Below are 13,381 nucleotides of genomic sequence, written 5' to 3'. Positions count from 1 at the left end.
AGTAGGACATCGCCAGGCTTTTATTTAGCACCAAGCGCTAACCAATGCGGAGCGGTAGTTCAGTTGGTTAGAATACCGGCCTGTCACGCCGGGGGTCGCGGGTTCGAGTCCCGTCCGCTCCGCCACTTATTTAAAGAACCTCAGCTGAAAAGCTGAGGTTTTTGCAAATCTAGAGAATAGAAATTCTGCAGGGGTGTAGCTCCAATTGGCAGAGCAGCGGATTCCAAATCCGCGTGTTGGGAGTTCGAATCTCTCCACCCCTGCCATTATTTAAGAAGCCTCAGTCGACAGACTGGGGCTTTTTTACATCTGTCGTTTGGATAGTTGCTGTAATGCTCAATTGGCAGAGCCGCGGATTCCGCCAACACCAAAAATCAGCGCGTGTTAGGTGTTCGAATCTCTCCACCCCTGCCATTATTAGAAGCCTCAGTCGAAAGACTGGGGCTTTTTCACATCAGTCGTTTAGCTAGTTGTTGTAATGCACAATTGGCAGAGCAGCGGATTCCGCCAATGCCAAAAATCAGCGCGTGTTGGGAGTTCAAATCTCTCCACCCCTGCCATTATCAGCCTCAGTCGAAATACTAGGGGGTTCTCACACTGTCATTTGGATAATAGGGATTTCTTGACTAGTAGGTGAGATTAGCCAGTGGAGCGTAGGCTTCTACAACAGTAATGAAAATATGCTTACCTAATTGGTTGCTTTGTTATCATTAATATCGGTGATATTATCGCCCCACTTGCTTATATAAACGCCATACCGTGATTTACTCAGCCTCTGATCTTATTATCTTTGCTAGCGTCTTAAACAATATTCTCTGCAGTGTTGTTGGATGTTTGTTCTTATTACAAATTCGTAGTGGTTTGTCTGGCTATCAGCGACTCTCAGCGTCGTATTTTTTCCTATTTTTTCTGTTGTTAGGTTCTGCTTTTTTTGCAATGGCTATCCGCTCTTGGGTTCCTCTTGGCTATTCTGTATTAATTAATAATGCACTCTATATGAGCGTGGCTTATTTGCTCTTATTTGGCACTCTAAGCTGGTATAAGAAACCAATAAAGTATTGGCTATGGAAGCTTGCTGTTATTCATGTTCTTGCTTACACGGCTGTTCAGTACGTAATTTACTATAACTGGCCCGGAACCCTTCAGTTCAGAGTTCAGTTAGCTTTTTTTAACTTTATTCTGGTTTATCTAGCAGCATGCTGGGTCTGTTATAAGAATCGACATCTGAACGGAAGAGGTGAGCGCATGTTGGCGCTCTCTGCTGTGGTTTGTATGGTTGCCGCTAGCTTTCCAACTATCGCTTTGGGGATAACTAACAGTCCTGATTACTATCGTGTGGCAGTCGTTGTAACTCAGAACATTGTATGTTTCTTTTTGCTTGGTTCATTATTGTCGCTGTTTTTGTTTAAGCAGATCGATTGGCATTACGAGCGCTCTATCCGTGATGAACTGACGGGGTTGTACAATAGGCGCTATATCAATGAACGTATTTCTAAATCTTTATCCAATTCTGGCTCTCGAGGCGTCATCGCGGTTGTTGATATCGACCATTTCAAGAAGGTAAATGACTCTTTTGGGCACGATGTTGGTGACAATACGCTTATTGCAGTCTCTAACATCCTTAAATCATTTATGGGACAGCAAGATCTGATTGGTCGTTACGGTGGCGAAGAGTTTGTTCTTTTTCTTTCTCAGAGAGATTCTGAGAGTGTTAAAACGCTTTTAGAAGAGATGAGTAGGGCTGTTGAAACCAAAGCATCTGTAATGCTTCCTAACCCCGTTACTATCAGTGTCGGCTACAGCGAAGTGAGCAACGAAGACACGCTACATAGTTTATTCAGTAAAGCGGATTCAGCGTTGTATATGGCGAAGCGCAACGGCAGAAACTGCATCATTAAAAAATAGGTGTGTGATAGCAATTTAGTTACCACTATTGTTTACATTGTGATGAGAATAAGTTTTATTAACGCTTTGTTGTGTTGCTTTACCTGAGGCAGAAATGGATATTACTCGTCGTCGCTTTCTTTCAGTTAGTTCAGCTCTTGGGCTATCTACGTTATTACCTGCCTGTTCATTGATCCGGACTGATCAGGAAAGATATGTTTATGAACTTACAGCGGAAGCTTCTTCTGCTGAGATCGTTCCGGGTTATGTCACTCCTGTTCTTGGCTTTAATGGTTCAATACCCGCTCCGACAATACGCTGTCGTCAGGGGGAAAAAGTGACCATTCGCTTTACCAACAAACTTGACGAACCGACAACAATCCATTGGCATGGCTTGCGTATTCCTATTGGTATGGATGGTGTTCCATTTCTAAGCCAGAAGCCGATTATGCCTGGTGAGACGTTCGTTTATGAGTTTACTCCACCGGATGCGGGCACCTTCTGGTATCACCCTCATATGAACAGCGTAAAACAACTGGGTATGGGACTGGTTGGACTTATCGTGGTGGAAGAAGCGCAACCAGTCACTTTCGATGAAGAACATGAGTTAGTTCTTAAACATTGGCATCTTGATAAAAAAGGCCAATGGAAGGACTTGATGATTCCACGCTACAGCGCTCGCATGGGTACTCCGGGGGAGTGGGGAACGGTAAACGGTATTCACAATCCTAGTTACGATGTGCAGAAAAATGCCAGTGTCAGATTGAGAATCGCTAATGTCGACAACACGATTACTTATCCAATTGCTGTTGAAGGTGCTGAAGCGTGGGTAGTGGCTATTGATGGTAATCCGATTAAAACGCCTTATCCTTTAAAAGAGCACAAGATAGGGCCGGGAATGAGAGTGGACATCGCTTTTATTGCGCCTAAGGCTGGAAATGTGGTTTACGTGCGCCAGATGAAAGGAAAATTCCCGTTCCCACTGTGCGAATTTAAATGCCAGCAATCAAAGTTACCCGAAGGCTCCGAGATCCCAGCTTTGCCTCTCAATCCAATTCCTAAGATTGATTTAGCCAATTCTCAATCCATCGACTTCGTTTTTGAGTGGGAAGGTGCCGTTTCTCCTGCTGATGAAAGTGGTCATGCGGTACCTAATTTTTGGCTGATGAACAAACGAGCTTGGGAAGGAATGAGCGCCAATAATATTCCTGCACCACTCGCTAGTTTAGAACTCGGCAAAACGTATATTTTTAATCTCAAAAATGTCACGCAGTATCATCATCCTATTCACTTGCATGGACATACGTTTACCGTGTTAGAGTTGGATGGAAAACCTGTCGATGCTCCTTTTCATACTGATACAGTATTGCTTGGAAAAAATGGCTCGGCGAAGGCTGCGTTCGTTGCCGACAACCCAGGGCGATGGATGTATCACTGTCATGTGATTGAACACATGAAAACGGGTTTGATGGGATACATCGAAGTTGCTTAAAGTGACTCCTGTAACTTTTTAAAACTATTCAGTTATAGAGGGTAATTCCTCTTATTTTGAGAACATTATTTTCATCATTTTTGACTCTTTTGTGCTCAATAAATCAGTACAATGGCTGAAATGATTTTGGGAGGGTACATGGGGCAATTTTCAATTCTGGGTCTTATTGCGATCGGTGGTGCGATCGGTGCGTGTTCTCGATACTTAGTATCAGAAATGTGTGTCACCTTATTCGGACGATCTTTTCCATATGGCACGCTAACTGTTAACGTGGTCGGCTCATTTATTATGGGGCTGCTGATCGCAGCAGTAGAAAATGAGTGGTTGGCTCCTTATCCGTGGCGACAAATTATCGGTTTAGGTTTCCTTGGGGCACTGACCACGTTTTCGACTTTCTCAATGGATAACGTACTTCTTATGCAGCAAGGTGCATTTGTGAAAATGGGTTTTAACGTGCTACTTAATGTACTGTTGAGCATTTCAGCTGCCTGGCTTGCTTATCAATGGTTAATAAAAGGTTGATTAAAAACTCTACTTTTGTTCTTGGTTAACTAAGTTTCTTTATCTATAATCGTTTCACTTGTCGGAGTGCCATAAGGCTGAGACCGTTTATTCGGGATCCGTTGAACCTGATCTGGTTAATACCAGCGAAGGGAACAAGAGAAGAGCCTCTTTCTAGATTGGTTGGCGATAAGCCCCAAACCTAAGATCCGTCTACTCATCTCTTATTGACACATTTTTCCGCCAAGCATTTATCCCTAAAAACAATACAAGGAAAATGCTATGTCGAGTCGCAAACAAGCGAGACTGGAAGCAAAACAGTTTATCGAGAACCTCTCCGTTCAACCTTATCCAAATTCTACTAAGACTTATGTCGTTGGCTCTCGTGCCGATTTACGCGTACCGATGCGTGAGATTTCACTTGCTGATAGCTTAATCGGCGGAAGCAAAGAAGCTCCGATATTTGAGCCTAACGAACCAATTTGTGTTTATGATACTTCTGGTGTTTATACCGATCCTGAACATGAAATAGATTTATATAGCGGGTTACCTAAACTAAGAGCTGGCTGGGTTGAAGAGCGAAACGATACTGAAGTTCTGCAATCGATGAGTTCTGAATACGCTCAAGAGCGTCTATCTGATGAAACATTGGACGAGCTGCGCTATGGCAATTTGCCTTCGATTCGTCGTGCCAAAGAAGGAAAACGCGTTACTCAGCTGCATTATGCTCGTCAGGGTATTATTACTCCTGAAATGGAGTTTATCGCGCTGCGAGAGAACATGGGTAATCGCCGTTACCAAGATGAACAACTCAACCAGCAGCATTCAGGACAGAGTTTTGGTGCAAATCTTCCAAAAGACATCACTCCAGAGTTTGTGCGCAAAGAAGTGGCTGAAGGGCGCGCGGTGATTCCATGCAATATCAACCACCCAGAAGCAGAACCTATGATTATAGGCCGTAACTTCTTAGTGAAAGTAAACGCCAATATTGGTAATTCGTCTGTGAGCTCTTCAATTGAAGAAGAAGTAGAAAAGCTAGTATGGGCGACGCGTTGGGGTGCTGATACGGTTATGGACCTTTCTACTGGCAGAAATATTCACGAAACACGTGAGTGGATATTACGTAACAGCCCGGTTCCGATTGGTACTGTTCCTATGTATCAAGCTCTGGAAAAGGTAAACGGTGTAGCTGAAAACCTGACTTGGGAAGTGATGCGCGATACCTTACTTGAACAAGCGGAGCAGGGGGTCGATTACTTCACAATTCATGCTGGTTTGCTTCTTCGATACGTACCTATGACTGCTAAACGCGTAACCGGTATTGTCTCTCGTGGCGGCTCAATCATAGCTAAATGGTGTCTGGCTCATCATCAGGAAAATTTCCTTTATACCCACTTCAGAGAGATCTGCGAAATCTGTGCGAAGTATGATGTTTCGCTTTCGTTAGGTGATGGTTTACGTCCGGGCTCGGTTGCTGATGCGAATGATGAAGCTCAGTTTGCTGAGTTAAGAACACTTGGCGAGTTAACCAAAATCGCTTGGGAATATGATGTTCAGGTTATTATCGAAGGCCCGGGTCATGTTCCGATGCATATGATTAAAGAGAACATGGAAGAGCAGTTGAAGCATTGCCACGAAGCGCCTTTCTATACTCTTGGTCCTCTGACGACAGATATTGCACCCGGCTATGATCATATTACGTCTGGTATCGGCGCTGCCATGATTGGTTGGTATGGTTGTGCCATGCTTTGCTATGTGACGCCAAAAGAGCATTTAGGACTTCCTAACAAAGAAGATGTAAAAACAGGGCTTATTACTTATAAGCTTGCTGCTCACGCTGCTGATCTTGCTAAAGGGCATCCAGGTGCTCAAGTCCGTGATAACGCTTTGTCAAAAGCACGTTTCGAATTCCGTTGGGAAGACCAGTTCAACCTGTCTCTCGATCCAGTTACCGCACGTGCCTTCCATGACGAAACACTTCCTCAAGAGTCAGGAAAAGTTGCCCATTTCTGTTCTATGTGTGGTCCTAAGTTCTGCTCAATGAAGATCTCACAAGAGGTTAGGGAATACGCGAATAACAAAGAGCAAGTTGCCGCTGACCAAGCCATCGAAATCAAAATGCTGGATGACCCACTGCTATTTGAACAAGTGGATCAAGGTATGCGTCAAAAATCTCAGGAGTTTTTGCAGTCAGGTTCTGAGCTTTACCATCCAGTAGTTAAACAGAACTCTGTCGTTACGGAGGAGTAACTTGTGAAGATACTTATCCCATCTCATTGCCTTGAGTTTACGGGAGAAGTTCAACAAGTTTTGCTGCTCGCAACTGAGCAGGGTTTCAATATCAGTCACATTGAGTTGGGCGTAAGCCCGACCCAATGTATTGAACTTGTTGATACAGAGACGTCTCGTTTACACAGCAATTTATTTGAATCAAGTGGCGACGGTGATCTAGAGAGAGAACTGACGTTTCTCTACGGGGGGCAACCTCAAGAGATTTGTCTACCTAATGTTGTTCAAATTGGCGTTTCTTATGATGAACGTCTGGTAGATAGCTGGCTTCATCTAGATGAAACAACGCTCTTGATTCATAGTCAGACCTTATCTTTGAATCAATCTTGGCATCATTTTTCCTGGGTTGTAGCTTCTCTCGCTCTCGATTTTCCTCTGGAAGATGCCCTTGTTTTGAGTCGGGCTGCAATGAATGTTTCACGTGAAACATGGCCGACACAGTTCCAACATTTTCCGTTTATTGAGCAACCTGCAGTTTCTATTGCTCAAACAGGTTTTACCACTCTAGGTAAACAATCATTGGGTCTATACCCAGTCGTTGACAATGTTGAATGGATTGAAAGATTGCTTAAGTTGGGAATTAAAACCATACAATTACGGATTAAAGACCCAAATGAGCCAAGTTTAGAACAACAAATCGTTAAAGCTATTCGACTGGGTAGAGAAAACAAGGCACAAGTGTTTATTAATGACTATTGGCAGTTGGCTTTGAAGCACAAAGCTTTTGGTGTTCATCTTGGTCAAGAAGATGTATTAGACGCGGATTTGGAGCTTATCGCAGATAGTGGAATGGCATTGGGGTTATCCACTCATGGCTATTTTGAGTTGCTACGTATCCATCAGCTATCACCGAGCTACATCGCCCTTGGACATATATTTCCTACCACTACTAAGCAAATGCCATCAAAACCACAAGGCTTAGTACGATTGGGTCTTTATCAAAAGCTGCTTGATAGTATGCCTTATGGCAAATCCATCGGAGTACCAAGTGTCGCGATTGGCGGTATTGATTTAGACAATATTCAGCAAGTGCTCGATCAAGGTGTTTCAAGCATTGCTGTGGTCAGAGCTATTACCGAAGCAAAAAATGTGGAAGCAAACGTAAAAGAGTTGCAGTCAAAGTTTAGCCGCACCTCGAATAGACAGGAGGTGTTCGATGTTATCTGACAATGCCTTTTTACGATATCAACGCCAAGTATGCTTACCTGAGATCGGTGAATCAGGGCAACAAAAACTGTGCGACTCTTCTGTACTAATCATCGGCTGTGGAGGCTTAGGTAACTCGGCTGCTCTATACCTAGCTGCTGCAGGAGTCGGAAAGCTGGTTCTTTGTGATGATGATGAGGTAGAAGTTTCTAACTTATCTCGTCAAATCGCATTTCGTAATCATCATGTATCAACACCAAAAGTCGAAGCATTGGCGCAACAGCTACGAGCTTTAAATCCAGAGTGTCATATTCGAACGGTACAACGACGAGCTGATAAGAATCTGTTGCCTTTGGAAGTGTCGATGGCGGATGTGGTGTTGGATTGTTCGGATAACCTAGAGACTCGACATCTCATTAATCAGGTGTGCTTTGAGTGTCAGCTTCCACTTATATTAGGCGCTGCTATTGGTTGGAGTGGTCAGGTTATCGCTTTTGATTTTGCCGCACCAAACAAAGCAACTGGCTGCTATGCCTGTATGGTTCCTCGCGACTATACCGATCAACTGGGGAAATGCAGTGACCTTGGGATTATCGGTCCGGTAGTCGGAACTATTGGCAACCTACAAGCCTTGTTGGCTATTCAATATTTGGCTGAGCTGCCTGAGTTTAAAACTCATCAGTTAATGACATTCGACGCTAAACACCTAGATTGGCAAAAGTGGCAGTTGATGGCAGATCCTGATTGTGAAATCTGCGCAGCCAAAGAAGCCAATACCAATAACAATGGGGGGGTGATATGTCCATCACTGTAACCGTTAATGGCATTGTTCAGCAGATCAATCAGCAAACCACGCTTACTTCTTTGCAACAGCAATTAGATTTACCCGCAGTTGGTTGTGTCTTTGCCATCAATGATCAAATTATCCCTAAAGGCTTGTGGTCATCTCAGGTGCTCAATGAAGGGGACCGAATCTCTCTTTTTCAAGCGATAGCAGGAGGCTAACGTTATGTCGAACAACAGTCTTTCAGGTCAAAATTTACTAACAATTGCGGATAAAACATTTCGCTCAAGGCTACTCACAGGTACTGGCAAGTTTTCTAACCGCGATACTATGGCGAAAGCTATTCAAGCTTGCGAATCTGAATTGGTTACTATGGCCCTCAAGCGAGTGAATCTTGAGACTCGTGACGATGATATTTTGTCTCCGCTAGTAGAAGCTGGCGTGAATCTATTGCCAAATACATCAGGTGCAAAATCAGCAAAAGACGCCATTTTTGCGGCGCATTTGGCTCGTGAAGCACTTGGCACAAATTGGCTTAAATTGGAGATTCATCCAGATCCAAAGTATCTGATGCCAGACCCAATAGAAACGTTGTTGGCAGCCGAGCAGTTAGTAAAAGATGGCTTTATCGTATTGCCATATTGTCATGCAGATCCTGTTCTGTGTAAAAGGTTGGAAGAGGTTGGTTGTGCTGCCGTTATGCCGTTGGGTGCGCCTATCGGTACCAACAAGGGATTGGTATCCCGTGAGTTCCTCGAAATTATCATCGACCAGGCGAATGTTCCTATCATAGTTGATGCTGGAATTGGCGCACCGTCAGATGCTGCATTAGCAATGGAACTAGGGGCGGACGCAGTATTGGTGAATACCGCAATTGCTACTGCAGGTGATCCGATTGCTATGGCCAAAGCATTTAAGCTGGCGGTAGAGGCGGGGCGAATTGCTTTTGAAAGTGGATTGGCTGGTCAGGTAAATCACGCTGTAGCGTCAAGTCCGTTTACAGAGTTTCTGGGAGGCGCATGATGAGCTTTCTGGAGCGATTTAAACAACTCGACTGGGATGATATTAAGCTCTCTATATATAGTAAGACTTCTCAGGATGTCGAACTGGCGTTAAGCAAGTCAAAGCGAAATCTTGAAGATTTTAAAGCGCTAATCTCTCCTGCTGCAGAGTCGTACTTAGAGCTAATGGCACAACAGTCTTACCTGAAAACTCGCCAGCGTTTTGGTAATACGATGTCGTTCTATGTTCCGCTCTATCTATCAAATTTATGTTCTAACGATTGTACCTATTGTGGGTTTTCAATGGGCAATCGTATCAAACGTAAAACCTTAACTGATGAGGAGATAGAGGCTGAAGTAGAAGCAATTAAAAAAATGGGATTTGATAGTGTTTTGCTGGTCACTGGCGAACATGAAACCAAAGTAGGAATGGATTATTTTCGAAGAACCGTTCCTCTGATTAAGTCTTCATTTAACTATCTGGCTATGGAAGTTCAGCCCCTAGATCAAGCGGAGTATGCGGAACTAAAAACGTTAGGTTTAGATGCAGTCATGGTTTATCAAGAGACCTATCATCCGTCGACTTATAGCAAGCATCATTTACGTGGTAAGAAGATGGACTTTCAATATCGCCTAGACACACCGGAGCGGTTAGCCAAAGCGGGTATCGATAAAATTGGGTTAGGGGCGTTGATTGGTTTGGAAGATTGGCGAACGGATTGCTTCCATGTAGCCGCTCATATCGACTATCTGGAAAAAACGTATTGGCAAAGCCGATACTCGATTTCCTTTCCACGATTAAGACCGTGTGCCGGAGCCATGCAGCCCAAATCTGTCATGAGTGATAAACAGCTTGTACAGCTCATTTGCGCTTATCGCTTATGGAATGGAGAAGTAGAACTCTCTCTATCGACACGTGAGTCTGCTAGTTTTAGAGACAACGTTTCAGTACTCGGTATCACTAGTATTTCTGCGGCTTCGAAAACTCAACCCGGTGGTTACGCGAATTCGAATGTTGAGCTGGAACAGTTTGCGATTAGTGACGAACGCTCTGCAAATGATGTGGCGCTGGCGATGAAGAGCAAAGGGCTGGAAGCAGTGTGGCAAGATTGGCATTTTGCCTATTCAGGATAAAAGCCACCAGCTGACTATTCGATTTGGGCGATTGAGATCTTGAGATAGAGAGAAGAATAGAGACAAAAGATGTTTCACGTGAAACATAAAAAAGGCGACCGTGAAGTCGCCTTTTTCTTATCGAACTAAATCTACTAATCTAAGCAGCTTGCTCTTGCTGGTACTTACCAAGTAGGGCGTGGTAGAAGTCATGGTCACTTAACGTTCCGACTAACTCTCCATTCTCTATCAGCACAATAGGGTTACCAGTATGGTAGCGAATTTCGATGGCATCACGCATTTCAATATCTGGCGAAGCTACTACAAGTGAATCACTGGTTAATTCCTCGAATTTAGTTTGTTCGTTCCATTCAATCAGCTTCAGTTTTGGCGAAGATGAAACATGCCATTTGTTGTCACTTTTCTCTATCCAAACATCCGCTTGTTGGCATATCTGCCAGCGACCAGATTCTTGCTTAAGTTCATCACAACTGTTCATTAAAGAGCGTCCTTTAAGAACATTTAATGGGTTGGTATGAGACACGAAGTCTTGGACGTATTGAGTCTTCGGCTTGAGAACGATCTCTTCTGGCTTACCATATTGGATCAGCTTTCCTGATTCCATAATGGCGATACGAGACCCAATTTTCAGTGCTTCGTCTAAATCGTGGCTAACAAACACAATGGTTTTGTTTAGGCGTTTTTGTAGGCTGAGTAGCTCATCCTGAAGTTGCGATCGAATCAATGGATCAAGCGCTGAGAAGGGTTCATCCATTAACAGAATATCGCTATCCATAGCGAACGCTCGTGCTAAGCCTACGCGTTGTTGCATGCCGCCAGACAGCTCATGTGGAAGCTTCTCTTCCCATTCTGCAAGTCCAACCATTTCCAGTTTTTCACGTGCGCGAGCTCGGCGTTCCTTTTTAGCTAGTCCCTGCATTTCAAGACCAAAGGCAACATTGTCCAAGACACTTAGCCAAGGCATGAGCGCAAACTTCTGGAACACCATAGAGACTTTATTGGTGCGTAGTTCTCGCAGAGTTGTTTCATTACATGTAGCTAAATCGATGCTTTGCTCTTTGTCCTGAACCACTAGAGAGCCACGAGTAATTGGGTTAAGCCCGTTAATTGCTCGTAGTAAGCTCGATTTGCCGGAACCCGATAAACCCATAAGAACACAGATTTCACCTTGGTTTACATCAAGGCTTACATTATCGACGCCAACAACTAACCCTGTCGCATCGATAATTTCCTGACGAGTTTTACCTTGATCCAGTAGCTCTGTTGCAGCGGCTGTTTGGTCACCAAACACGACGTCCAGATTTTCGATATTAATGGTTTTCATTATGATACCTCTTTGCTGTTTGGTGCTTTACACAGTCGGTCCAGAATGATGGCGACGAGTACAATCGCTAAACCCGCTTCGAAACCTTGCGAAATGTTTACCGTGTTTAATGCGCGAACGACTGGCTTACCTAAACCATCTGCGCCGACTAGTGCAGCAATCACGACCATCGACAGTGATAACATGATGCATTGGGTAATACCCGCCATGATGCTTGGCAGAGCGGCTGGAAGTTCGACTTTGTAGAGCAGTTTTGTACGGTTAGCACCAAACGCTTTACCGGCTTCAATCAGCTCTTCTGGTACACGGGTAACACCCAAGTAAGTCAAACGAATCGGCGCTGCAATGGCAAAGATGATGGTAGATATCAGCCCCGGAACGACACCTAAACCGAACAATACCAGTGTAGGGATCAGATAGACGAAAGTAGGAACTGTCTGCATCAAATCCAAAATAGGACGCATCAGGGTGTAAACCCATGGACGATGTGCCGCCATGATTCCGAGTGGGACGCCAATTAATACGGAAATCGTTGTCGCGGAGAAAACCATAACAAAGGTTTCCAGCATTTCTTGCCAGTAGCCAAGGTTTAAGATCAGCAACAGGGCTGCGATGATAAACACAACTAACGAAACACTGCGGTGCAACCACCACGCAATAGCGGCGGTTAAAAGAATAGGAGCGGCTGGTGGCATCCATTTAAAGACATCAACCAACAACATAATGATGCTTTCAAGTAAGAATGAAATGGTATCAAAGAAACCAGAGGCATTAATGGTGAGCCAGTCGACCCCGGTTTCCATCCAACTTCCTAATGGGATTTTATGCTCAGTAATAATGTTCACGAGAATTCCTTATTTAGTGGCAGGGCATTTAGCCCCGCCAACCGCTTGTTAAGCGTCTTTGTTCAAATATGCGGTTACCGCTTCTATCGCTGGTTTACCGTCTTTAGTAGTGACTTTCTGTAACCACTGCTCGATAGCTTCTGGGTTAGCACGCAGCCATTCCTGAGCCGCTTTTGATGGCTGTTTCTTTTCATTAAGAATGGCTTCCATCAGAACGTTTTCCATATCAAGGCTGAATGACAGGTTGTTAAGTAACTGACCCACGTTCGGGCACTGTGCTACGTAGTCTTTGCGTACGTTGGTATAAACGTTCGCACCGCCGTAGTTAGGGCCGAAGTAGTCATCACCACCCGCCAGATATTCCATCTCAACATTGCTGTTCATTGGGTGTGGCGCCCAACCGAGGAATGCAATCCATTCGTTGCGGCGAACGGCACGCTTAACCTGAGAAACCATACCCGCTTCACTCGACTCAACCAGTTTGAAACCTTTAAGGTCGAATGCGTTGCTATCAATCATTGATTGAATGAGTCGGTTACCATCGTTACCAGGTTCGATACCGTAAATGCGGTCTTTGAATTGATCAGCATGCTTTGCAATGTCAGCAAATGACGTTACGCCTGCGTCATAAACATATTTAGGGACGGCTAGGGTGTATTTCGCGCCTTCAAGGTTGGCGCGAATAGTTTCGACCGTTCCTGCATCACGATATTTGGCAATATCGCCTTCCATTGTTGGCATCCAGTTACCTAGAAAAACGTCGATATCGCCATTGGCCATAGAGGAGTAGGTAACCGGTACTGAAAGTAGGTCAGTTTTGGTTTGGTAGCCCAAGCCTTTTAACAGTTCGGTTGTGACAGCGGTAGTTGCTGTGATGTCTGTCCAGCCGACATCAGCGAAACGAACCGTTTCACAAGTGTTTGCATAGGTGTTGAACGACAGCATAGTTGCTGCTGCAAGAGTGATGACTTTACGCATGTT

The 13,381-nt window shown here is 44.4% G+C and carries 12 protein-coding genes, 2 tRNA genes and 1 riboswitch; of the genes, 11 read left to right on the top strand and 3 right to left on the bottom strand.

The window, feature by feature from the left end:
* The first annotated feature begins 48 nt into the window (after nucleotides 1-48).
* The 11 genes from L3V23_RS15965 to thiH all read left to right on the top strand — a co-directional run bounded on the left by L3V23_RS15965 (nucleotide 49) and on the right by thiH (nucleotide 10,231).
* Nucleotides 49-125, top strand: a tRNA-Asp gene (locus tag L3V23_RS15965).
* 64 nt (nucleotides 126-189) lie between these two features.
* Nucleotides 190-266, top strand: a tRNA-Trp gene (locus L3V23_RS15960).
* A 670-nt stretch (nucleotides 267-936) separates the two neighbouring features.
* Entirely contained in the window at nucleotides 937-1,905 is a 969-nt protein-coding gene (locus L3V23_RS15955) for a GGDEF domain-containing protein (protein ID WP_237292494.1), read from the top strand.
* Between the two features lie 94 nt (nucleotides 1,906-1,999).
* Entirely contained in the window at nucleotides 2,000-3,376 is a 1,377-nt protein-coding gene (locus L3V23_RS15950; RefSeq protein ID WP_102966503.1) for a multicopper oxidase family protein, read from the top strand.
* Nucleotides 3,377-3,514: 138 nt separating this feature from the next.
* Nucleotides 3,515-3,898, top strand: coding sequence for a fluoride efflux transporter CrcB (gene crcB, locus L3V23_RS15945; protein WP_102954552.1), 384 nt, complete (start codon nucleotides 3,515-3,517; stop codon nucleotides 3,896-3,898).
* A gap of 52 nt (nucleotides 3,899-3,950) precedes the next feature.
* A riboswitch (TPP riboswitch) is annotated at nucleotides 3,951-4,049 on the top strand.
* Nucleotides 4,050-4,159: 110 nt separating this feature from the next.
* Nucleotides 4,160-6,127 carry a phosphomethylpyrimidine synthase ThiC gene (thiC, locus tag L3V23_RS15940; RefSeq protein WP_102966502.1) on the top strand — a complete coding sequence of 656 codons (1,968 nt, stop codon included), beginning with the start codon at nucleotides 4,160-4,162 and terminating at the stop codon, nucleotides 6,125-6,127.
* A gap of 3 nt (nucleotides 6,128-6,130) precedes the next feature.
* Nucleotides 6,131-7,333, top strand: coding sequence for a thiamine phosphate synthase (gene thiE / locus L3V23_RS15935; RefSeq protein ID WP_102966501.1), 1,203 nt, complete (start codon nucleotides 6,131-6,133; stop codon nucleotides 7,331-7,333).
* Nucleotides 7,323-8,126 carry a HesA/MoeB/ThiF family protein gene (locus L3V23_RS15930; protein WP_102966500.1) on the top strand — a complete coding sequence of 268 codons (804 nt, stop codon included), beginning with the start codon at nucleotides 7,323-7,325 and terminating at the stop codon, nucleotides 8,124-8,126. The genes thiE and L3V23_RS15930 overlap by 11 nt, the downstream gene beginning before the upstream one ends.
* Nucleotides 8,111-8,317 carry a sulfur carrier protein ThiS gene (thiS, locus tag L3V23_RS15925; protein WP_102963061.1) on the top strand — a complete coding sequence of 69 codons (207 nt, stop codon included), beginning with the start codon at nucleotides 8,111-8,113 and terminating at the stop codon, nucleotides 8,315-8,317. Before L3V23_RS15930 ends, thiS begins: the two co-directional genes overlap by 16 nt.
* 4 nt (nucleotides 8,318-8,321) lie before the next feature.
* Nucleotides 8,322-9,119 (top strand): thiazole synthase, encoded by a 798-nt coding sequence (locus L3V23_RS15920; RefSeq protein ID WP_102966499.1) that lies wholly within the window; start codon nucleotides 8,322-8,324, stop codon nucleotides 9,117-9,119.
* On the top strand, nucleotides 9,119-10,231 hold the full coding sequence (gene thiH / locus L3V23_RS15915) for a 2-iminoacetate synthase ThiH (RefSeq protein WP_102966498.1): 1,113 nt from the start codon (nucleotides 9,119-9,121) through the stop codon (nucleotides 10,229-10,231). The genes L3V23_RS15920 and thiH overlap by 1 nt, the downstream gene beginning before the upstream one ends.
* 139 nt (nucleotides 10,232-10,370) lie before the next feature.
* Here thiH and choV read toward each other — a convergent pair whose 3' ends face one another.
* The 3 genes from choV to L3V23_RS15900 are packed head-to-tail and all read right to left on the bottom strand — an operon-like array spanning nucleotide 10,371 to nucleotide 13,378.
* Nucleotides 10,371-11,555, bottom strand: a complete 1,185-nt coding sequence (gene choV / locus L3V23_RS15910; protein ID WP_102966497.1) for a choline ABC transporter ATP-binding protein — start codon at nucleotides 11,553-11,555, stop codon at nucleotides 10,371-10,373.
* Nucleotides 11,555-12,400, bottom strand: coding sequence for a choline ABC transporter permease subunit (gene choW / locus L3V23_RS15905; RefSeq protein WP_042490103.1), 846 nt, complete (start codon nucleotides 12,398-12,400; stop codon nucleotides 11,555-11,557). Before choW ends, choV begins: the two co-directional genes overlap by 1 nt.
* Before the next feature lie 48 nt (nucleotides 12,401-12,448).
* On the bottom strand, nucleotides 12,449-13,378 hold the full coding sequence (locus tag L3V23_RS15900; protein ID WP_042490101.1) for a choline ABC transporter substrate-binding protein: 930 nt from the start codon (nucleotides 13,376-13,378) through the stop codon (nucleotides 12,449-12,451).
* Nucleotides 13,379-13,381: the final 3 nt, after the last annotated feature.

The sequence above is a fragment of the Vibrio sp. A1-b2 genome, from assembly GCF_021726015.1.
Classification (GTDB): Bacteria; Pseudomonadota; Gammaproteobacteria; order Enterobacterales; family Vibrionaceae; genus Vibrio; species Vibrio diazotrophicus.
Note: the sequence above shows the minus strand (reverse complement) of the source record. Positions and strands in the feature narration are given on the sequence as shown.

What these genes read in the sequence shown, in the direction of transcription:
- thiS (WP_102963061.1), top strand. Translation starts at nt 8,111, where the DNA reads ATGTCCATCACTGTAACCGTTAATGGCATTGTTCAGCAGATCAATCAG.
- L3V23_RS15930 (WP_102966500.1), top strand. Translation starts at nt 7,323, where the DNA reads ATGTTATCTGACAATGCCTTTTTACGATATCAACGCCAAGTATGCTTA.
- choV (WP_102966497.1), bottom strand. Translation starts at nt 11,555, where the DNA reads ATGAAAACCATTAATATCGAAAATCTGGACGTCGTGTTTGGTGACCAA.
- L3V23_RS15950 (WP_102966503.1), top strand. Translation starts at nt 2,000, where the DNA reads ATGGATATTACTCGTCGTCGCTTTCTTTCAGTTAGTTCAGCTCTTGGG.
- crcB (WP_102954552.1), top strand. Translation starts at nt 3,515, where the DNA reads ATGGGGCAATTTTCAATTCTGGGTCTTATTGCGATCGGTGGTGCGATC.
- thiH (WP_102966498.1), top strand. Translation starts at nt 9,119, where the DNA reads ATGAGCTTTCTGGAGCGATTTAAACAACTCGACTGGGATGATATTAAG.
- thiC (WP_102966502.1), top strand. Translation starts at nt 4,160, where the DNA reads ATGTCGAGTCGCAAACAAGCGAGACTGGAAGCAAAACAGTTTATCGAG.
- L3V23_RS15920 (WP_102966499.1), top strand. Translation starts at nt 8,322, where the DNA reads ATGTCGAACAACAGTCTTTCAGGTCAAAATTTACTAACAATTGCGGAT.
- L3V23_RS15900 (WP_042490101.1), bottom strand. Translation starts at nt 13,378, where the DNA reads ATGCGTAAAGTCATCACTCTTGCAGCAGCAACTATGCTGTCGTTCAAC.
- L3V23_RS15955 (WP_237292494.1), top strand. Translation starts at nt 937, where the DNA reads ATGGCTATCCGCTCTTGGGTTCCTCTTGGCTATTCTGTATTAATTAAT.